This is a genomic window from Tetzosporium hominis (assembly GCF_002265435.1).
In the GTDB taxonomy this organism is placed as follows: domain Bacteria; phylum Bacillota; class Bacilli; order Bacillales_A; family Planococcaceae; genus Chryseomicrobium; species Chryseomicrobium hominis.
Map to the genome: position 1 here is coordinate 101,798 of NZ_NOKQ01000220.1, position 20,241 is coordinate 122,038.

At 44.6% G+C, this 20,241-nt stretch carries 19 protein-coding genes; 15 read left to right on the forward strand and 4 right to left on the reverse strand.

Annotation, left to right across the window (positions count from 1 at the left end; genetic code table 11):
- Window positions 1–29: 29 nt before the first annotated feature.
- Entirely contained in the window at window positions 30–1,781 is a 1,752-nt protein-coding gene (locus tag CF394_RS10175) for a helix-turn-helix domain-containing protein (RefSeq protein WP_094943429.1), read from the reverse strand.
- 4 nt (window positions 1,782–1,785) lie between these two features.
- Entirely contained in the window at window positions 1,786–2,967 is a 1,182-nt protein-coding gene (locus CF394_RS10180; protein ID WP_094943431.1) for a M20 family metallopeptidase, read from the reverse strand.
- 204 nt (window positions 2,968–3,171) lie between these two features.
- Between CF394_RS10180 and CF394_RS10185 the strand changes: the two genes are divergently transcribed.
- Together CF394_RS10185 and CF394_RS10190 are read left to right on the forward strand one after the other, a co-directional pair.
- The gene (locus CF394_RS10185; protein WP_094943432.1) at window positions 3,172–4,695 is read left to right on the forward strand and encodes an AbgT family transporter; all 1,524 of its coding nucleotides are present in this window, start codon (window positions 3,172–3,174) and stop codon (window positions 4,693–4,695) included.
- 2 nt (window positions 4,696–4,697) lie between these two features.
- The gene (locus CF394_RS10190; protein WP_094943434.1) at window positions 4,698–5,981 is read left to right on the forward strand and encodes a Zn-dependent hydrolase; all 1,284 of its coding nucleotides are present in this window, start codon (window positions 4,698–4,700) and stop codon (window positions 5,979–5,981) included.
- Between the two features lie 46 nt (window positions 5,982–6,027).
- Here CF394_RS10190 and CF394_RS10195 read toward each other — a convergent pair whose 3' ends face one another.
- Window positions 6,028–7,200, reverse strand: a complete 1,173-nt coding sequence (locus CF394_RS10195) for an MFS transporter (RefSeq protein ID WP_094943435.1) — start codon at window positions 7,198–7,200, stop codon at window positions 6,028–6,030.
- A gap of 146 nt (window positions 7,201–7,346) precedes the next feature.
- Between CF394_RS10195 and CF394_RS10200 the strand changes: the two genes are divergently transcribed.
- The 9 genes from CF394_RS10200 to CF394_RS10240 all read left to right on the forward strand — a co-directional run bounded on the left by CF394_RS10200 (window position 7,347) and on the right by CF394_RS10240 (window position 15,198).
- The gene (locus CF394_RS10200; protein WP_094943437.1) at window positions 7,347–8,276 is read left to right on the forward strand and encodes an AEC family transporter; all 930 of its coding nucleotides are present in this window, start codon (window positions 7,347–7,349) and stop codon (window positions 8,274–8,276) included.
- A gap of 13 nt (window positions 8,277–8,289) precedes the next feature.
- A complete protein-coding gene (locus tag CF394_RS10205) occupies window positions 8,290–9,186 on the forward strand; it encodes a DMT family transporter (RefSeq protein ID WP_243370799.1) in 897 nt (298 codons plus the stop codon).
- A 52-nt stretch (window positions 9,187–9,238) separates the two neighbouring features.
- Window positions 9,239–10,231: a LacI family DNA-binding transcriptional regulator gene (locus CF394_RS10210; RefSeq protein WP_094943438.1), complete on the forward strand. Its 993-nt coding sequence runs from the start codon at window positions 9,239–9,241 to the stop codon at window positions 10,229–10,231.
- 134 nt (window positions 10,232–10,365) lie between these two features.
- Entirely contained in the window at window positions 10,366–11,214 is an 849-nt protein-coding gene (gene ahlS, locus CF394_RS10215; protein ID WP_094943440.1) for an AhlS family quorum-quenching N-acyl homoserine lactonase, read from the forward strand.
- Between the two features lie 11 nt (window positions 11,215–11,225).
- The gene (locus CF394_RS10220) at window positions 11,226–12,407 is read left to right on the forward strand and encodes an iron-containing alcohol dehydrogenase (RefSeq protein ID WP_094943441.1); all 1,182 of its coding nucleotides are present in this window, start codon (window positions 11,226–11,228) and stop codon (window positions 12,405–12,407) included.
- A 16-nt stretch (window positions 12,408–12,423) separates the two neighbouring features.
- Window positions 12,424–13,845: an NAD-dependent succinate-semialdehyde dehydrogenase gene (locus tag CF394_RS10225; RefSeq protein ID WP_094943443.1), complete on the forward strand. Its 1,422-nt coding sequence runs from the start codon at window positions 12,424–12,426 to the stop codon at window positions 13,843–13,845.
- A gap of 61 nt (window positions 13,846–13,906) precedes the next feature.
- Complete coding sequence (locus tag CF394_RS10230; protein ID WP_094943444.1) at window positions 13,907–14,086, forward strand: hypothetical protein; 180 nt, start codon at window positions 13,907–13,909, stop codon at window positions 14,084–14,086.
- 95 nt (window positions 14,087–14,181) lie between these two features.
- Window positions 14,182–14,628, forward strand: coding sequence for a DUF4385 domain-containing protein (locus CF394_RS10235; protein ID WP_094943446.1), 447 nt, complete (start codon window positions 14,182–14,184; stop codon window positions 14,626–14,628).
- Between the two features lie 12 nt (window positions 14,629–14,640).
- Entirely contained in the window at window positions 14,641–15,198 is a 558-nt protein-coding gene (locus CF394_RS10240) for a DUF4126 domain-containing protein (RefSeq protein ID WP_094943447.1), read from the forward strand.
- On the opposite strand, the gene CF394_RS10245 is transcribed toward CF394_RS10240, so the two are convergent.
- Window positions 15,199–16,239 carry an NAD(P)/FAD-dependent oxidoreductase gene (locus CF394_RS10245; protein ID WP_094943449.1) on the reverse strand — a complete coding sequence of 347 codons (1,041 nt, stop codon included), beginning with the start codon at window positions 16,237–16,239 and terminating at the stop codon, window positions 15,199–15,201.
- Between the two features lie 118 nt (window positions 16,240–16,357).
- Here CF394_RS10245 and CF394_RS10250 point away from each other — a divergent pair, with 118 nt between their 5' ends.
- From CF394_RS10250 to CF394_RS10265, 4 genes are read left to right on the forward strand one after another with little or no spacing between them, the layout of a single operon-like run.
- The gene (locus tag CF394_RS10250; RefSeq protein ID WP_094943450.1) at window positions 16,358–17,152 is read left to right on the forward strand and encodes an ABC transporter ATP-binding protein; all 795 of its coding nucleotides are present in this window, start codon (window positions 16,358–16,360) and stop codon (window positions 17,150–17,152) included.
- A gap of 1 nt (window position 17,153) precedes the next feature.
- Window positions 17,154–18,083, forward strand: coding sequence for an iron-hydroxamate ABC transporter substrate-binding protein (locus CF394_RS10255; protein WP_094943452.1), 930 nt, complete (start codon window positions 17,154–17,156; stop codon window positions 18,081–18,083).
- Between the two features lies 1 nt (window position 18,084).
- Window positions 18,085–19,095, forward strand: coding sequence for a FecCD family ABC transporter permease (locus CF394_RS10260; RefSeq protein ID WP_094943453.1), 1,011 nt, complete (start codon window positions 18,085–18,087; stop codon window positions 19,093–19,095).
- Window positions 19,092–20,102: a FecCD family ABC transporter permease gene (locus CF394_RS10265; RefSeq protein WP_094943455.1), complete on the forward strand. Its 1,011-nt coding sequence runs from the start codon at window positions 19,092–19,094 to the stop codon at window positions 20,100–20,102. Before CF394_RS10260 ends, CF394_RS10265 begins: the two co-directional genes overlap by 4 nt.
- Window positions 20,103–20,241 lie beyond the last annotated feature (139 nt).

Sequence of the window (20,241 nt, forward strand, 5' to 3'; positions counted from 1 at the left end):
TTTGTTTCCTCTAAGCATAACAAAATCACTTACATTTCGTCTTGAAGGAAGTGCAAAGCGGTGTGCAAGGAGAGTAAATCGTCTAAGTTTGTCAGCGTTTTTCCTGTGATTTCTTCTATGCGCCTTAACCTATAAATTAATGTGTTTGCATGAATATGAAGAGCTTCGGCAGTGGGCTTCATCTGTTGTTGATGTGAAAAGTATGTGCGCAATGTGAGAATCAAATCACTATTTTTCTCTTGATCGTAATGTAGTAAGGTCCCCATCGTTTCTTGAATATAGTTTTGAATATCTTCTTTCGGGGATTGTAAGAGCAATCGATGAAGACCTAATTCATCAAAACTCAGAACGGCTTGGGTAGAATGCATTTTTTCGAGATGACGAAGCGTCTGATAGGCTTCTTGTGATGAGTAATAGGCGCGGCGAAGGTGGGAGTGCTTCTTCCCGATCCCCACAGTAGCTTTGCAATGAGTCAGCGCTTCTAACTCAGTAATCCAGCCCTTCCAAATAGCTGTTACTTGATGAACTTCTTTATTTGGAGGTAAATGGACTATAACTTTTAGTTCACGTGAATCTAATGAAGCAAAATGAACAAATTGCTGAAAATGTTTTGTTGCTTGTTGTACAACGCGCGGATACATAACGACTTTCTCGATTGGCGCATCAAACCGAGCGATGGCTACCACAAAGTCTCCATCAACAGGGAGGTGGAGACGCTTTGCTAAAAGCGGTAAATCTTCTTTTAATACTCCAGAGAAAAGCTGTTCTGCAAATTCTCCTCGCATCTGGAGTTGCGCGTCTTCTATTGCCCTAGTTTTGATAAGTTCCATAGCTAGGATACTGCTAGCATGTTCAAGTGTATTGGTATCAATTGCATCGAAAGGCTCTGTTTTAGAACAAAGTAACCAACCGATCGGTTCTTGCCTAGATCCTAATCGAAAAGCTACAAAATGTAGGTGCCGATCTTTAAGTTCCAGCACTTCCGTTTGTAAGGGAAAGTTAGAAGTAGAAGGGTAATGTGTCTCTATAAGTTCCTCAAGTTGAGGGGAAGAGGCGGAGACCGAAAAGTCTCTCTCTTCGTTTAGTACCGCATAGTCTACTTGTAATCGATTTCCGATGTAAGAGGTGATCTCATTCAAAGATTTACCGTTTAACACGAGTTCGGTTAACTCACGGTGAATCGTAGAAGAACGTTGAAGAGCATAGTTGACTCGCTTTACATCGTTCATGGCACGCTCTTGAGTTTGATAAAGTCGTGCGTTTTCTAATGTGACGGCTGCTTGTTGAGAAATCGCTTTGACTAGTTTTAAGTCCTCATCTGAAATCTCCACAGGTTTAAATGCATCTAAAGTGATGACACCTAGACATTGCCCCTTTATTAGTAAAGGGGCGCAAATTGTGGAGTAGGGCATAGTTGGCACAGAAAGATGTAGGTACCGTTTATTTTCTGGAGACAAGGTGTCTGTGAGTGAGGTCACGGATTCTCTCCCTTGAAACAGAACAATCTCTTTTCGGATAAAGCATTGTCCTGTCATAGATTCTCCTGGTTTTAAAGCGACTTTATCGATAATGGTCTTATCGAGGACAGTTGTCTTTTTTGCAATCAGCCGTTGTCTCTCTTCATCGAACAGAAATAAAACTCCTCCGTCAATTGCCTGGACTTGTGAAACACACACTTGCAAAAGAGACTCGATGATTGTTTCAAAGTCAAGAGAGCTATTCATGACATTGGTAGCATACAGTAAAGATTCTAATTGACGCTTTGATAAAGATTCGTTCATAGGCTTATGCTTCCAAATAATCGAGTGTCACTTGAATCAACACTTTGGCAGCATCCTTCATAGCACGTTCATCAAAATCAAATTTAGGATGATGATGTGGATACTCGGCACCCACTTCTGGGTTTCCTGCTCCTGTAAAGAAGAAAGCGCCTGGCCGCTCTAATAAGAAGTACGAAAAATCTTCTCCTCCCATAATAGGGGGCATTTGAACGACTTGTTCGTTACCGACTACTTTTCTTGCTGCTGCAGCAACTAAGTGGGCATCTTTTTCATGATTGATGACAGCAGGGTAGCCTTTAAAGAAGTCGAATTCATAAGTAGCACCACTACCTTCGCAAACTCCTTTTATAATTCGGTCCATTTCTTCAATGATTTGATCTTGTACGCCGGTATCGAAAGTACGGACAGTTCCGCCGATTTCTGCACTATCTGGGATGACGTTGAAAGCTGAGCCGGATTTAAATGTGGCTACAGTCAAAACTGCAGGCTGAAGTGGATCGATACGACGACTCACAATTGATTGAAATTGACTTACTACCTGTGTAGCTAAATATAAGCTATCGATCGTTTCATGAGGAGACGCACCATGACCACCACGGCCATTAATTTTAATCGCAAATCGGTCAGCTGCAGCCATAGAAGGACCAGGTGCCCAGCCGATAGTGCCATAAGGGGTCATAGACCATAGGTGTGTTCCGAATACAGCGTCTACGCCTTCTAGGCATCCTGCTTCAATCATCGGTTTGGCGCCACCTGGTGCAAGTTCTTCAGCGAATTGATGGATCAATACGACATTTCCTTTTAAGTCAGCACGATGTTCTTGTAGAACTTTTGCAACAGCCAGGAGAGTTGCTGTGTGTCCGTCATGTCCACAAGCATGCATTTTTCCAGCTGCCTTCGAACGATACGGCACATCTTTTTCATCTTGAATAGCCAGAGCATCAAAATCTGCGCGCAAAGCTACGGTTTTACCTGGATGACCACCATAAATCCGGCCGATTACACCTCGACCTCCTACTCCTGTCTCAACCTCGATACCTAGTTCCGTTAAATAATTTGCTATGAATTTTGGAGTTTCGACTTCTTCAAATGAGAGTTCAGGATTTTCGTGAAAATGGCGGCGGATGGTGACCATCTCTTCGTATAAGCTATCGATTTGATTAAATAATGTTTCAGTAGTAGACATCATAGAACCTCCAGTGAATTGTAATACTATTCATTATACACTGATAAAATGCTATATCTATGGATAGTTACACAAAGTAAGTGTTTATTAGTTGTGTAGATACACAAAAAAGAATTCTATGATTTGGTTAAACGTACATAGCTTTATTTGGATAAAGCGTTATAATGAAAACTATTAATTTTCAGAAAAGTTAGGGGAGATTTGATGGAAGCTGTGAAAAAGAGAGGTTTATTTTCAAGGTTTTTAGATGTTGTGGAAAAGGTAGGGAACAAATTACCGGATCCCGTGACGCTCTTCATTTTATTTGCTTTAGCTATTTTAGTAGTCTCCCATTTTGCTGCGATGGCGGGCCTATCCGTAATAAATCCTGGAACGAATGAAGAAGTAAAGGCTATCAGTTTGTTAACAAAGACCGGTTTTCAAGAAATCATGACCAAGATGGTGACGAACTTTGCGAACTTCCCACCATTAGGACTCGTACTTGTGACGATGATCGGGGTTGGGCTTGCAGAGGGAGTAGGATTGATTTCCGCTCTACTTCGTAAAGTCGTTCAGGCGGCTCCGAAGAAAATGATTACTTTTGCTATTGTATTTGCTGGTGTGTTAGCGAACATGGCAGGGGATGCAGGTTTTATCGTCCTTCCTCCAATTGCGGCTCTTGTTTTCATGAGTGTTGGTCGCCATCCGATCGCAGGTATGGCTGCTGCTTATGCTGCAGTAGCAGGCGGATTTAGTGCAAACTTGATTGTTAACATGCTAGATGCACTTTTAGCAGGTTTTACACAGACCGCAGCTGAAATCGTAAATCCAGATATCGTTGTGAATCCAGCTATGAACTTCTATTTCTTGTTAGGTTCTTGTTTCATCATTGTACCTCTTGCTATTTGGGTGACAGAAAAAATTGTTGAACCACGATTACCCGAGTACACAGGTCCTACATTTTCTATGGAACCTCTTAAATCAGAAGAACTCAAAGGCTTGAAACTTGCTGGTTTAGCGGCAGTCCTTTTCTTAGCTCTTGTTGCAGTGACAATCGTACCTGAGAGCGGCTGGTTACGTGGAGAAGATGGTGGCATTGTCATTTCTCCGTTCATGAGTTCTCTTGTGCCTGTAATTATGGGGTTGTTCCTATTCCCAGCACTCGCTTACGGATTTACGACTAAGTCGCTACGCAATGACAAAGATGTGGCGAATGAAATGGGGAAAGCGATGAGCTCAATGGGGCTCTATATCATTATTGCTTTCTTTGCCGCTCAGTTTATTGCTTATTTCAACTGGAGCAATCTAGGAATCATCATGGCAGTGAATGGTGCTGAACTTTTACAAGGGATTGGATTCAAAGGGCTTCCACTGTTAATTGGTTTTATCCTGTTCTCAGCCTTCTTAAATTTATTTATAGCTTCGGCTTCTGCAAAGTGGGCAATTGTAGGACCGGTCTTTGTACCAATGTTCATGTTACTCGGGTACAGTCCAGCATTTACCCAGCTTGCATACCGAATTGGGGATTCGATCACAAACCCGATAACTCCGATGTTTGCTTACTTCGCTATCTTACTGGCACTTGCAAAACGTTACGATAAGAATCTGGGACTCGGTTCTCTAATTTCTATTATGCTTCCTTATACTATTGTGTTTGGAATTGCATGGATCGCATTCTTTGCGATTTGGTACTTCTTAGGACTACCATTAGGACCAGGAGCTGTTATTGAATATCCACTAGGAGGCTAAAAATGTTTACATATGAACGATTAACTCAGGCTATAGACCAGGTTCCTGCGTATCCGGGAATTGACCCTCAAGAAGTCGCTGATAAGTTAAATGAATTGATGCAGATCGGTTTGACTTCAGAAGGTGGAATGCACCGCTTTCCGTACACGACGACAGAAAAACAAGCAAAAGACGTGTTTGTTCGCTGGATGGAAGAAGCAGGTCTTGCGGTAAGCGAAGATGCTATTGGGAACCTCTATGGTCGCCTAGAAGGTGAAGATCCCTCCTTGCCAGTTGTAATGACGGGATCTCACCTAGACAGCGTTCCGAATGGCGGCGCATTTGATGGACCTCTTGGCTGTATCAGCAGCTTGCTCGCAGTTAAGGCTATCAAAGCTAGAGGCATTCAGCCAAAACGTGGGATTGAAGTTGTGGTGTTTGTTGATGAGGAAGGAGCGCGTTTTCGAAATGGGATTTTCGGAAGCCGTGTCTTGATGGGAGAAGTCAGCTACGAGGATCTTCTGCGCTTTCAGGATGATGCGGGGATTGGGCTTGTAGATGCCATGCGCGAAATGGGCTTCACTCCTGAAGATGTACAAGTGCATACTCGTCAAGCGGATGAGATTCATGCATTTTTAGAGCTTCACATCGAACAAGGCGTGAAACTAGAAGAGACGGGAACGAACATCGGAGTAGTCGAAGGAATTGCAGGTCCAGCGTGGTTGACGGCTACCTATAAAGGAAACACAGACCATGCAGGGAATACGCCGATGGACGCCAGAAAAGATACAGTTCCTGCTGCGGCAGAACTAATTTTAGAAGTTGAGAAATTGCCGCGACAGATCAATGGAACAGCAGTCGCAACTGTAGGGAAATTACACGTCTTTCCGAATGGTTCCAATGTGATTGCGGGAGAAACGCAAGTGACTGTGGATGTGCGAGATATTTACGAAGACACACGGGCGGATTTACTTGAACGAATCTATGACGCTGCCGAACGAATTGCAAAGGCAAGAGGTCTAGAAGTGACGATTGAGCAAGACGTCCAGATACCGCCTGTCTTGGTTCCAGAAGAGATTCAACAAATCATCCGAGATGCAGCTGGGGCTTGTGGCTTGTCGACAATGCCACTTGTTAGCGGAGCAGGTCATGACGCTATGATCATGGGCAAATATGTTCCATCAGGAATGGTTTTTGTACCTAGCCATAACGGCAAAAGCCATTCTCCAGATGAATGGACGGGGCTTGCGGACTGCGTAAACGGCGTAGCCGTCATGACAGAAGCGCTTGTTGCTCTTTCAAAATAAATCAAAAAACATCCTCTCAGCTAATTGCCGAGAGGATGTTTTCAGTTTACATAGTAGCTTTTGCTTTTAGTCTCCAGTTAATTGAAAGGAAAAGCGTAGCAATCAGGACAACTAGGCCAAGCATGAACGGATACTTCATATCGACATCATAAATCGCACCAGCCAGCAAAGGCCCTAAGATATTCCCGATACTCATGTAAGAGTTGTTAAGTCCCATCGCAAGCCCTTGTTCTTTGCCAGCCATTTTCGAAATCATGGTCGTCAGTACAGGACGAAGCAGGGAAGTCGCTAAGAATACTAATAGTGTGATGCCGAAGAACATCGCGTAACTAGTCGCAATTAGCGATAAGAAGAAGCCGAGTGCTGCCACACCTAAGAACACAATCAAGAGGGCAGGTTCTCCGAAGCGGCGAACCAAGTAATCTACTACGAATAACTGAATGACGACACTGACAGTTCCAGTTGCTGTAATCATCCAAGCAATCTCTTGTGCTGTCGCACCAAAAGCAGCATCGACATAAAGGCCAAGCACGGTTTCATATGCAATCAATCCAAAGCTCATGACCATGATGATGATCAAGGGAATGAAGTACGGTTTTTTCGGGGACTGCATGACATCATCAAGGAGTGAAGACTGAGGACGCGTCATGACATCTCCTTCAGGTTGACTCTCTTGCAATGTGAAATAGGAAATGACTACAGCTAGTAATCCGACGATAGCCGAAACAAGTAGCGGGGTCTTCGTTCCGTATTCTGCTAAGAATCCTCCGATTCCAGGTCCTACGACAATACCTAGTGACATAGAAGCAGAGATGAAACTGTTCCCTTTCGCACGTTGATCCATCGTTGTGATATCGGCAACATACGCAAAGATGGCCGGGATACAGAATGCGGCACCGACGCCTCCGATGAAGCGCGAGATGTACACGAAGAAGATGTTAGGTGCCAGGTAAAACAGTAACATAGAAAATCCGAGGCCAAAGAGTCCGAGGATGATCATCTTGCGGCGGCCGTATTGGTCTGTCCAGCGTCCACCAATAGGAGAGAAGATGAGTTGTGCTCCAGCAAATAAGGCGATGATCATCCCGGCTGCTGTCCCGCCTTGTCCGAGTTCTCGTAGATATTCAGGTAAAATCGGAAGGATCAAACCGAAGCTTCCGACAGCAATGAACATGTTCAACATTAAGATAGCTAATTTTTTTCGTTGGTCTTTTGTCATTTGGGGTCTCACTTTCTATTTCAGTACTAAACTATTATATGGACAGATAGAAGAAATAGCGACCTCTAACACTTCGTTTCACGAAAAAAGAATGTTGGCAGAATTCAAAAAGAGGTCTAGACTAAAGGCGAGGGGGGATGCGGTTCGTGACTTATTTTTCGTTGTTATTCTTTCAAATTATCGTTCCAATACTAGTCTTACTAGGACTTGGAGCCGTTCTTCAAAAGAAATTCGCATTTCGGGTCAAAGCTCTATCCCAGCTCGTCACCTTTTGTTTTATGCCGGCGGCGGTCTTTATCAATCTTTATGAAACTGTGATTTCCTTACCTGTATTGACCCAAGTCATGGGGTTTATTGTTCTATTTATTCTATCGCAAATGTTACTTGGCACACTCGGTGCGAAATGGTTAGGCCTGCCTCGAGCAGAAGCGGCGGTGTTTAAAAACAGTATCGTGTTGATCAACTCAGGAAACTACGGCTTACCGGTTGCGCAACTATTGTATGCAGCCAATCCGATAGGGGTCGCTATTCAAGTCATCATGGTCATCTTTCAAAATATCACGACGTATACATATGGTTTGTTCAATTTAATTTCTACTACAAAATCCGGTTGGGCTATCGTCAAAGAAGTTATTCGTATGCCTATCGTCGTCGCGCTTGTTTTAGGTGCACTGCTCAATCTGTTGCATGTTCCGATACCAGCTCCGATTCGCATTCCAATTGACTATGTGGCGGATGGATTTGTCGCGGTGGCATTAATTACGTTAGGAGCACAGCTTTCTACCATCAAAGTCAAGTCGGTGCTCAATAAAACGGTGTTCCTCAGCAGTTTTTTTCGTTTAGTAATGGGACCTGCTGTAGCGTTTGGCTTGATCTTGCTACTAGGGTTAGAGGGCATCATCGCCCAGTCACTACTTATTGCTAGTGCGTTTCCAACATCTCGCAACAGTGCAAGTCTCGCGCTTGAATACGATGTGGATGCGGATACAGCAGCTCAGACAGTGTTATTTTCAACCGTAGTCAGTGCCTTGACGGTTACGTGTGTTATCTATATCTCAACTATTTTATTCAGTTAGGACGTGTCTTACAGTGGCTCAAGAATCCTCACCTAAGATTATTTTCCCTTTATTTATTTCCATCGTGGCCATCTCGTTTGCAGCGATTTTTGTGAAGTGGTCGGATGCTCCGGCTACGGTACTTAGTATGTACCGGATGTTGCTAGCGACTTTATTTTTATTGCCGATTGTTTGGGTGCGTCGAGAAGAGTTCAAACATGTCACTTCGCGTGAGTGGCGACTTCTTGCTTTCTCCGGTGTCTTTTTAGCACTTCACTTTGCTCTGTGGTTTGGTTCTTTGAAACTAACGACTGTGGCTAGTTCTACTATTATCTTGGCGCTTCAACCGATTGTTTCGCTCATCGGAGGCTTCCTTGTCTTTCGCGAACGAACGACGCGTGCAGCTCTTGTCACCATGGGAGTGGCGGTCTTAGGTGCTGTCATGATCGGATGGGGTGATTTTGGTCTGAGCGCAGCAGCCATCTTAGGAGACGTCTTGTCTTTCTTAAGTGTTATTGCCGTAGTTGGATACTTGCTGATTGGACAGAGCGCGGTGAAAAAGGTCTCACACTGGATTTATAGCTTTTCTGTATTTGGCTTTGCTGGAATCGCACTAGTTCTCTATAACTTGATTGCTGGCGTTTCGTTTACTGGGTATAGTGGACAAGATTGGGGAATCTTCGTTCTTCTCGCGGTGGTCCCAACGATTTCGCACATGATCAACAACTGGTTATTGAAGTATGTCAATGCAACGACCATCTCTATGAGTATTCTTGGTGAACCGGTCGGGGCGACACTCCTTGCCGTATGGCTACTAGGCGAGCGCTTGACTGGGTGGCAGTTAGTCGGGGGCGTCCTCGTCTTAGCTGGCGTATTCTTATTCTTGTTGCAACAAATGAGACGGAAACCTAAAGTGTCAGACTATTCTTGACATTTAGTCTTTCTATCATTTATGATGACAGTACTTACTGGAGGAGAAACTCATGGTCTCATCAAAAGACGTAGCAAAATTTGCAGGTGTCTCTCAAACTACCGTGTCTCGAGTGTTAAATGCGCCGGAGACTGTAAAAGAGAAGACGCGTCAACGTGTGTTGGACGCCATCGAGACCTTGAATTATCATCCAAATGCAATTGCTCGGTCATTAGTCAGCAACTCTACTCGGTCTATCGCTCTAGTGTCCGGACCTTTACATAATCCATTTTTTGCGGACTCTGTCACAGCTATCATTCAATTTGCGCGGTTGCAAGGCTATCAAGTCACCGTACATTTTGAAGATTTAGGTAGCAATGAAAGTGTTTTTGAAAGTTTAGCTAAGTCTAAAGTAGATGGCATGATTTTATCCTCTATTTATTTGGAGGACCCCATCTTTTCAAAGTTGTCTCGATTCGGAATACCATTTGTTTTCTTTAACCGGAAACCTGTGGAGCCGAGCCATTTCGTTGAAATTGATAATCTACAGGCAGGAAGACTTGGAGCTCGGCATTTACTAGATCTTGGTCACCGCCATATTGCTTGGGTCGGAGGGCCTCAAACAATGAGTACATTTGCTGGCCGGTATGCCGGGTTTCGAGAAGTAATGAATGAAAATGGATACGTAACCAAACCATCTTGGACCGTCGTGACAGATACAAGTCCACAACATATTCACAAACAGATGATTCGATTGCTCAAAGAGAAGGAAAAACCTACAGCTATTTTTGCTGCAACCGATTCCATTGCTATTTATGTGTTAGATGTCCTGAAATCTATGGGATACCGAGTACCTGAAGATATCAGTGTATTAGGGATTGATAATGTCACATGGAGTAGCCATTCTTCATTTAATTTAACGACGATTGGCGCTACCTACCCAAAAAATTTAGGGCAAATTGGGGTGGAGACGTTATTTTCTATCATGGAATCTCCAAGTGAAAAGTGGATTCAAAAAACACTACCCGTTCACTTGATTCCAAGAGGTACGACTGCCTCGATCTAGTTTGGCGATGGCTGAAAATGAAATCGCTTTCGAAAAAATGAATACGTAACCATTCAAAGGGGGTGAGGCTTTAGGCAAAAACGATTAAGGAGACGGCGTTGCTTCTTTCACGGGATAAAAAGGAGGAAATTAGAGTGACTCATATTATTCAACCGCAGAAAAAGTTGTATGTAATGGATAACGGACGGATGCGTATGGACAAGAACTGGATGATTGCCATGCACAATCCGGCTACACTAACCAATCCAAATGCTCCAACAGAATTTGTTGAATTTCCTGTTTACACGGTACTAATTGATCACCCAGAAGGAAAAATCCTTTTTGATACAGCGTGCAATCCCAATTCAATGGGTCCAGAAGGCCGTTGGGGTCAAGCAACGCAACAAATGTTTCCGATTGATATGCCTGAAGCCTGTTACTTACACAACCGCCTGGGAGAACTCGGCGTCCATCCGAAAGATATCAAGTATGTTGTCGCTTCCCACTTGCATCTTGACCATGCGGGATGTCTTGAACTCTTCACAAATGCACAAATCATTGTTCACGAAGACGAATTTAATGGCACACTTCAAACTTACGCTCGCAATCAAAAAGAAGGCGCTTATGTGTGGGGCGATATTGATGCTTGGATCAAGAATAATTTGCAATGGAATACGATTAAACGGAATGAAGACCGATTACAGCTGCTCCCTGGCGTAGAAGTTCTGAATTTTGGTAGTGGACATGCTTGGGGAATGCTCGGTCTACGAATTGATATGCCGGAGACAGGTGGTATCATCTTGGCATCTGACGCCATTTATACAGCAGAGAGTTTTGGTCCCCCGGTAAAACCACCTGGAATTCTATATGACTCAGTAGGATATAACGCTACCGTTGAACGTATCCGAAAACTGGCAAAAGAAACAAATTCTCAAGTCTGGTTTGGACATGATGCCAATCAGTTTGCTAATTTTAGAAAATCGACAGAAGGCTACTATGAGTAAGGAGAGATAGGATGAGTTATTCTCAATTGGTATTTGCTCCTCTCAGTTTCACAGGATGGGGAGCTCTGAAAGAGTTAATTCCACAAGTTGAAACGTTTTCGCCAAAAAAGATTTTAGTTCTTACAGACCCCATGTTGGACAAACTGGGATTAACGAAGCAGGTCACGGACCCACTTCATGAGAACGGGTTTGAAGTCGTTGTCTCGACCGATGTAGAGCCAGAACCGCCTCTAGAATTGGGAGAGCGATTGGTAGCCTTTACACGTGAAGGAGATTTTGATTTAGTGATCGGGTTTGGAGGGGGAAGTGCTTTAGACCTTGCGAAGTTAGCCGCGGTTCTAGCTAAGAATGAAGGAAACGTGTCAGAGTATATGAACTTAACGGCAACACGGACAATTCAACAGAAGGGCCTTCCTAAAATCCTAATTCCTACTACTGCAGGAACAGGTTCTGAAGTAACCAATATTTCTGTATTGTCTTTAGAATCTTCAAAAGATGTAGTGGCGCATCCCGCGCTAATTGCAGATGTGGCCATAGTAGATCCCGCTCTAACCGTGACGGTGCCACCTCGAGTAACAGCAGCAACAGGAGTAGATGCCTTGACGCATGCAATCGAAGCCTACGTTTCAGTCAATGCCTCTCCGACTTCGGATGCATTAGCTCTTCATGCCATCCGCATGATGAGTCGTGCGATTCGGACAGCAGTTCATGACGGGGAAGACCGAGAAGCTAGAACTGCAATGAGCCATGGCAGTTACATCGCTGGACTGGCGTTCTTTAATGCGGGAGTAGCTGGCGTTCATGCGCTCGCCTATCCACTCGGCGGACAGTTTCATATCCCGCATGGAGAATCGAATGCGGTGCTTCTTCCTTATGTGATGAACTATATTCGCAAATCTACCGTGACACGTATGAGAGATATATACGAAGCGCTTGGTGGCAATGCATCCCTAATGAGTGATGAGGAAGCCTCTTATGCCTGTGTAGACGAACTTGTTCGACTGGTTAAAGATGTAGGAATTCCTCATACATTGAAAGAGTTTGATATTCCAGAGTCTGCAATTGAATCTTTGACGCAAGACGGTGTGAAACAGAAGCGTATTTTGGCTCGCAGCCCTCTTCCACTCCTTGAAGAGGACATCCGAAAAGTTTATACAGCTGCTTACAGTGGTAAACTTACAGAACCAGCATAAATGAAGGAGTGGAAACATGAACTATTCATTGATCATAAACGGACAAGAAACAGGAAAAGATTTGGAGCAAACAGAGGTAACGAATCCTGCAACAGGTGAAGTTGTAGGGACGGTTCCTAAAGGCGGCCAAAAAGAAGCTCGTCTGGCAACGGATGCCGCTTTTGAAGCGTTTAAAACTTGGTCTAAACTATCTGCATATGAGCGCACAGAAAAGCTTGCTACTTGGGCTAAATTAATGGATGAGCATACAGACGAAATTGCTGAATTGATGACTCGAGAACAAGGAAAACCGTTTGAAGAAGCAAAAGGTGAAGTCAAGTACGCAAACGGCTTCTTTAAGTGGTACGCAGAGGAAGGAAAGCGTGTTTACGGAGAGACGATTCCTGCAACGACAGCAAACAAACGAATCTTTGTACACAAACAACCAGTTGGTGTAGTAGCAGTCATCACTCCTTGGAACTTCCCAGCAGCAATGATTACTCGCAAAGTAGGTCCAGCTATCGCTAGTGGTTGTACAGTAGTCATCAAGCCTGCGAACTTAACACCACTCACAGCAATTCGCATGGTCCAACTTGCTAAAGAAGCAGGTATTCCAGACGGAGTCGTCAACATTGTAACAGGGGACTCGAAAGCGATTGGGCAAGAGTGGATGCAAGATATGCGCGTCCGCAAATTGACGTTCACGGGCTCTACAGAAGTCGGGAAAGAACTGATGAAAGGGTCCGCGGACACAGTGAAGAAGATCTCTCTAGAGCTTGGTGGGCATGCACCGTCAATCGTAATGGATGACGCCAACTTCGATAAAGCTGTAGAACACGTGATGAGCGCTAAATACCGAAATGCCGGTCAAACGTGCGTCTGTATCAACCGTGTCTATGTTCATGAGAAGATTGCGGACAAGTTTGCGGAAGCTCTTGCTGAAAAGTCGAAACAGCTGAAGGTCGGGAACGGTCTTGAGAAAGATGTAAACATCGGGCCACTGATCAATGAAGACGCTGTAGAAAAAGTAGAAAAACACGTCCAAGATGCAAAGGATAAAGGTGCGAAAGTACTTACAGGTGGCGAGAAGAAAGAAGGTCTCTTCTACGAGCCAACTGTCTTATCTGGAGCGACGGATGACATGTTGTGTATGAACGAAGAGACATTCGGTCCGCTTTTACCTATCACAACATTTAAAACTGTGGATGAAGCCATTGAACGTGCGAACGACACAGACTTCGGTTTAGCTGCTTATGTTTATACATCTTCGATTAACACGGGGATCTATATCGCTGAGAACTTGGAGTACGGGATTGTCGGTTTGAACGATGGTCTTCCATCATCACCACAAGCGCCATTCGGAGGTTTCAAACAAAGTGGGATCGGCCGAGAAGGTGGCCACCACGGGATGGATGAGTTCTTAGAAATCAAATATATTTCTTTAGATCTTGCGGAATAACTTTGACAGAGACCGTCGCCCGTGATACGTTCAGACTACAGGAACGGAAGGGGATGACACAATGTCAGAACAACCAAAGAAAATGTCACTAAAAGAAGCTGTCGCTGCACAGCTTGAAGCAAAGAAAAACAAACAACAGCAAGGTCAAGCGAGTCATGCTGGAGATGCGGGCGGTAAGAAGCTTCAGTCTCAGCAGTCTGGTAAGAAAGTGAATACGACTCGTCGCAAGATGGGGAGCTAATTGTTTGGAGCCACAACCTGGTAGCAGGTTGTGGTTTTTTTGTGGATACATTTAGGGTAGATAACAAGAAAGATGCTTTGTGAGGAGTGAGATAAATGCCCTTTGATTACGACTTGGATTTTGAGAAAATCGACTTTCGAAAGCAGCCTGAGCTTTACCGCGTCGGTAGAGGGGAGCAAGGCGTATTACTAGTAGAACCTTATAAATCCGAAATCTTGCCATACTGGCGTTTTAAGACACCAGATATCGCAAAAGAATCGGCTGAAAAGATCATGGAGCTATTTGAAGAGTACCGGGAAAAGGATGACTTTGTTGGGATGGATATGGCGAGGAAATTCATACAGATGGGATACACTCGTGCGCGCCGCTACGCAAACTATAAAGGCGGGCGTAAATACAACGAAGACGGTTCTATCAAAGAGCGTCAAATCAATGACGAGAAAGCAGAATCTGCAGCTATTTTTAAAGAATACTGGGATCAGCTCCGGGCGGATAAAGATTATATTAAGCGAAAAAAACAATTTCAAAAAGAGTATGGATGAGGAGGTAGGATTATGGAATGGTTCATGGCTGGATTGATTGGAATAGGACTTAGTGCAGCGGCGGGATTTCGTGTTTTCACACCACTCTTCATAGCAAGTCTCGCGTCGTATCTCGATTGGGTCGAGCTGTCATCGACCTTTGACTGGATGGGCACAGTGCCTGCGCTCATTGCATTTGGAGTCGCTACACTAGTCGAGGTAGGGGCGTACTACCTTCCAGTCATAGATAACTTCTTATCTGTGCTGGCAGCGCCTGCCGCCGCGATTGCAGGAGTACTACTTACAGCTTCATTTTTAACGGATGGAAGTCCTCTTCTAACTTGGGCAATCGCCATTATCGCAGGGGGCGGAGCGGCCACCCTGACGAATGCGGCCAGTGGGACTGCACGTGTTGCAAGTACGGCGACGACCGCTGGAATCGCAAATCCTGCGCTATCAGTTGCAGAAGATGTGACGGCAGTCACCGTATCGGTTCTTTCTATATTTGTTCCGATACTAGCTCTGATTCTCGTGATCGTTGTGGTCTTTTTCATTTGGCGTATTCGCAGAAAAAGACGCGTCGCCGTTTGATTAGAGCGAATGCTGGAGTTCTTTGTTGCGTTCTTTAAAGACGTCATTATGTGAAGAGACCATAGCCACTTTTTCAGCAGTCGGTTCGATGTAAAGCTTTGCACGGTTCACGGCGTTGGCGGCATCATGGAAGCAGCCTGCAATTAGATTCACTTTGCTGCTGTGGATAAGGATGTCGCCTGCTGCATAAATTCCCGGCACCGATGTTTCGCTTGAATCCGAACCAATCACACGTGAATACTCATCCAGTTCAAAGTCAAACGAGCTATTCTGCAGGAGTTCTGCATCAATCTCGTAGCCGTGATTGATGATGACTTCATCGACGTTCAGTTCGGACACAGTCCCTGTTACTTCATCTTTAACTTCCACGCGATCAATGGCTTCACCATTCTCATCTGCAAGCAGCTTACAAATCGTCGTATTAAACAAACAACTTGCACCACTTGTCATCAACTGTTCGATTTGAGCTTCATGTGCACCAGTGAACGCTTCTTTACGGTAGACCACCGTAACCGATGCGGCTAATGGTGCCAGTTCGTTGGCCCAGTCGATGGCGGCATTTCCTCCACCTGAAATTACCACATGGCGGTCTTTGAATTGTCTTAAGGATTTCACCACATAATGCAGATTGGATACTTCAAAGCGGTCCGCTCCTTCAATAGCTAGCTTCTGCGGCTTCAAAATTCCACTTCCTAAAGCAAGAATCACCGTTTTTGAGTAATGAATCTCACCACTATCCGTATGAATCGCAAACGAATTATCTTCCAGTCGCTCAAGTCGGGTCACTTTAGTGCCAAGACAGATCGTTGGATCAAACGTCTTTGCTTGCGTGATCAATTGCTCAATCAGCTTGGCAGCTGGAAGAGGCGGTTGTCCTCCAACATCCCATACCATCTTCTCCATATACACATTCAGTTTGCCTCCTAGTACATCTTGGGCATCTAGTAATTTCGTTTTCATTCCCCGCAAACCGCTATAGAACGCAGAATAAAGGCCTGCAGGTCCTGCTCCAATGATTGTTATATCAAATACATCTCTCATAGCATTCGCTCCATTCAAATGAGAAAAGTTATCATTTATTAGTTGACATGTCGATTGTAGCGTATTAAAGTAAGTTTGTAAATGAAATTGAGAATCTTTATCATCAGGAGTGTGAATCGTGGTCCGACTGCATGCACAAGATCTTCAAATTAAATATGGAGACCGTACCATCGTAGACAAATTATCGGTGGAGATTCCGGATGAGAAAGTGACTGTTATCATTGGCTCGAACGGATGTGGGAAGTCTACGCTACTAAAAGCGATGACACGCATTATTCCTCATCAGCAAGGAAGTGTCGTTTTAGATGGTGAATTGATTGCGAAGGAAGACACGAAGTCACTCGCACGCAAAATTGCTGTGTTGCCTCAGACACCAGACAGTGCCGGCGCATTGACAGTGAAAGAATTAGTCTCTTACGGCAGGTTCCCTCACCAGTCTCGATTCGGCAAACTATCAAAGCGTGACTTCGAAATCATCGATTGGGCACTGGAAGTAACGGGAACCAAGTTCTTTGAATCCCATCCGGTGGACTCCTTATCAGGTGGGCAACGCCAACGCGTCTGGATTGCTATGGCACTTGCTCAAGAGACCGATATGATTTTTCTCGATGAGCCGACGACATACCTCGATATGGCGCACCAGCTCGAGATTTTGGAGCTCTTGCAAAAACTCAATGAAGAAGAAAAACGCACCATTGTCATGGTGCTTCATGATTTGAATCATGCCGCCCGGTTTGCAGATTACATCATCGGCATGAAGTTTGGTCAAATCAAAACGGCAGGAACAGCAGAAGAAGTCATTCAGAAGCCGGTCCTCCGAGAACTGTTCAACATCGATGCGGAGATAGGGACCGATCCTCGTACTCAAAAACCAATTTGCATCACCTACAACTTGATCAGAGGAGACAACTAACATGAAAAAGATTTATGCATTTTTACTTGTACTAGCTACAGTTCTATTTTTAGCGGCTTGTGGTTCAGATAACGAAGCAGCGGAAGGTTCTGGAGAAGAAGCAGATACAGAAGAATCAGGAACGATTACATACGAATCGGAAAACGGTCCAATTGAAGTGCCTGCTAATCCTGAGCGTGTAGTCGTGCTAGCTACATTTGCAGGAAATGTACTATCCTTAGACGTTCCACTAGTCGGAGTTGACGCTTGGGCGAAAGACAACCCGAACTTCCAAGAAGAGCTTGCTGATGTGGAAGTCGTAACAGACGAAGATCTTGAGAAAATCATTGAATTAGATCCAGACTTGATTATTGGTCTGTCGGACATGAAGAACGTAGACAAGTTAAGTGAAATCGCTCCTGTTGTCACATATACGTATGGGAAAGTGGACTACTTAACGCAACACATTGAAATTGGTAAGCTTTTAAACAAAGAAGAAGAAGCGCAAGCTTGGGTCGATGACTTCAATGCACGTGCCGAACAAATTGGACAAGATATCAAAGCGGAGCACGGAGAAGATGTAACCGTTTCTGTAATTGAAAGCTTTGACAAACAATTGTATGTCTTTGGCGACAACTGGGGACGTGGAACAGAAATCTTGTATCAAGCAATGGGTATAGGCATGACAGACAAAGTAAAAGAAATGGCTTTGAAAGATGGGTACTATGCCTTGTCTTCAGAAGTACTGCCTGAATATGCAGCAGACTTCATCGTTTGGAGCCGTCACGGGGATGCAGACAATTCATTCGCAGAAACAGAAACATTTAAAAACATTCCAGCTGTAAAAGACGGGAAATTGCTAACAGTAGATGCAGCAGCTTTCTACTTCAATGACCCAATTACATTAGATTTCCAATTAGATACATTTAAAGACGGATTTTTAGGAGAGTAATATGTGGAAGTGGAAGCTACAAAACTACCCGTTTCGATATAAATTGATAATCAGCTTAGTGGCCCTTATGGGAGCGTTTTTGCTGGCAGTCGTGGTAGGGGCAGCGAACACTTCAATCCAAGACGTATTGGCGGCGTTTGGCATCGGGGAAGCAACTAGTGCCTCCGTCATCTTACAAGAAATTCGAATACCACGTGAAGTAGCCGCTGCCCTTGTTGGCGCGGCTCTTGGTGTTTCTGGCGCTATCATTCAAGGGATGACCAGAAATCCTCTCGCAGATCCTGGTCTTCTCGGATTGACCGCCGGAGCCAATGCAGCGCTAGCTATTGGTCTGGCTGCATTTCCATCGCTTCCGTACATTGGCGTGATGGTGGCTTGCTTTATCGGAGCTGCTGTAGGTGCTGCTCTCGTCTTTGGATTGAGTTCGTTTCACCCAGAAGGATTCTCTACCATTCGAATCGTGCTTGCAGGTGCAGCGATTTCAGCTTTTTTATACGCGATAGCTGAAGGTGTCGGCATTTATTTCAAGTTGTCGCAACAGGTGTCTATGTGGACAGCAGGAGGAATGATTGGAACGACTTGGACTCAGGTCGGAATCATGGTTCCGTTTGTTGTCGTTGGAGGGATAGTGGCTATCCTGTACGCGCGTCATTTAACGATTTTAAGTCTTAGTGAAGAAGTAGCCGTAGGACTCGGTCAGAAGACGCTACAAGTGAAGATCATCATGTTCGTATTGGTTGTCATGCTGACAGGTGCCTCTGTGGCTTTAGTCGGAAACTTGGCATTCTTTGGATTGATGGTTCCACATTTAGTGCGTCCTCTTGTGGGGACCGATTACCGTTTCGTACTGCCGATGTCTTTAATAGTGGGTGCCATGTTTATGCTGTTCGCCGACACGGTAGCGCGTACAATCAATGCTCCTTATGAGACACCCGTAGCCTCTGTTGTAGCAATACTAGGACTTCCATTCTTCTTGTTCTTAGTTCGAAGAAGCGGAGGTGCTTTTAGATGATGGATAGTAAAGCACGCAAGCGTCAGAAATGGTTGCTTGCAGGATTTTCACTAGCGATTTTGACTACTATTTTTGTGAGTCTCGGTCTTGGGGATGCAGCAGTTTCTTATAACCGAATCGGAGCTGTTCTATTGAGAGACGGAACTTTCAAAGAGCAGTTTGTATTCTTCGATATTCGTCTACCTCGTATTTTAGTCACTTTGCTAGCAGGGATGGCTTTAGCATTGTCTGGAGCTTTGTTACAAGGAATTACGCGTAACGATTTAGCGGACCCAGGGATAATTGGGATCAACTCAGGAGCAGGAGTAGCAGTTGCTATTTACTTCTTGTACATGCCACTTGAAGCTGGTGCGTTTGTTTACGCTTTACCTGTGATTGCGTTCTTAGGAGCATTTTTGACGGCCGCTGCGATCTACTTTTTCTCATATGATCGCATTTTAGGTGTACAACCCGTTCGCCTCGTACTTGTCGGTGTAGGATTTTCGATGGCTCTCTCGGGCCTGATGGTGTTGTTGATCTCGTCAGCTGATCGTGAGAAGGTCGACTTCATTGCTCGGTGGTTGGCAGGGGACATCTGGGGGACGGACTGGCCATTTATTTTAGCTCTATTACCTTGGATAGTATTATTGGTACCGATTGCTCTCATGAAAGCATACCGATTGAACATACTAGGACTGGGCGAACAAGTGGCAATCGGTCTTGGATTACCAATTGAGCGTGAGCGGATGACATTGAGTGTCATAGCAGTTGCTTTAGCGGCTTCAGCCGTTTCTGTGACTGGCGGTATCTCATTTGTAGGTCTGATGGCGCCTCATATTGCACGACAACTTGTAGGTCCACGTCATCAGTTGTTCTTACCAATCAGCCTATTGATTGGAGGACTCTTTTTACTAATTGCCGATACGATCGGTCGAACAGTACTGGATAGTGGAAATGTTCCGGCAGGTGTAATCGTTGCCCTCATTGGAGCGCCATACTTCGTGTACTTATTAATGGCAAAAAGATAGGGAACATGTGAAAATAAGACAATAGATAGAATTCGGTTATTGAGAGCGTTTTTCATTTACTTTTGATGAAAAATTTGATAAGATGCCGATAGTTGTCTGTCGTCAGACATCTTCAAGGGGTGAATCATGTAAGAAAGCG

What these genes read in the sequence shown, in the direction of transcription:
- CF394_RS10230 (WP_094943444.1), top strand. Translation starts at nt 13,907, where the DNA reads ATGTCAGAACAACCAAAGAAAATGTCACTAAAAGAAGCTGTCGCTGCA.
- CF394_RS10265 (WP_094943455.1), top strand. Translation starts at nt 19,092, where the DNA reads ATGATGGATAGTAAAGCACGCAAGCGTCAGAAATGGTTGCTTGCAGGA.
- CF394_RS10210 (WP_094943438.1), top strand. Translation starts at nt 9,239, where the DNA reads ATGGTCTCATCAAAAGACGTAGCAAAATTTGCAGGTGTCTCTCAAACT.
- CF394_RS10220 (WP_094943441.1), top strand. Translation starts at nt 11,226, where the DNA reads ATGAGTTATTCTCAATTGGTATTTGCTCCTCTCAGTTTCACAGGATGG.
- CF394_RS10260 (WP_094943453.1), top strand. Translation starts at nt 18,085, where the DNA reads ATGTGGAAGTGGAAGCTACAAAACTACCCGTTTCGATATAAATTGATA.
- CF394_RS10190 (WP_094943434.1), top strand. Translation starts at nt 4,698, where the DNA reads ATGTTTACATATGAACGATTAACTCAGGCTATAGACCAGGTTCCTGCG.
- CF394_RS10245 (WP_094943449.1), bottom strand. Translation starts at nt 16,239, where the DNA reads ATGAGAGATGTATTTGATATAACAATCATTGGAGCAGGACCTGCAGGC.
- CF394_RS10195 (WP_094943435.1), bottom strand. Translation starts at nt 7,200, where the DNA reads ATGACAAAAGACCAACGAAAAAAATTAGCTATCTTAATGTTGAACATG.
- CF394_RS10185 (WP_094943432.1), top strand. Translation starts at nt 3,172, where the DNA reads ATGGAAGCTGTGAAAAAGAGAGGTTTATTTTCAAGGTTTTTAGATGTT.
- CF394_RS10235 (WP_094943446.1), top strand. Translation starts at nt 14,182, where the DNA reads ATGCCCTTTGATTACGACTTGGATTTTGAGAAAATCGACTTTCGAAAG.
- CF394_RS10180 (WP_094943431.1), bottom strand. Translation starts at nt 2,967, where the DNA reads ATGTCTACTACTGAAACATTATTTAATCAAATCGATAGCTTATACGAA.
- CF394_RS10255 (WP_094943452.1), top strand. Translation starts at nt 17,154, where the DNA reads ATGAAAAAGATTTATGCATTTTTACTTGTACTAGCTACAGTTCTATTT.
- CF394_RS10225 (WP_094943443.1), top strand. Translation starts at nt 12,424, where the DNA reads ATGAACTATTCATTGATCATAAACGGACAAGAAACAGGAAAAGATTTG.
- CF394_RS10240 (WP_094943447.1), top strand. Translation starts at nt 14,641, where the DNA reads ATGGAATGGTTCATGGCTGGATTGATTGGAATAGGACTTAGTGCAGCG.
- CF394_RS10175 (WP_094943429.1), bottom strand. Translation starts at nt 1,781, where the DNA reads ATGAACGAATCTTTATCAAAGCGTCAATTAGAATCTTTACTGTATGCT.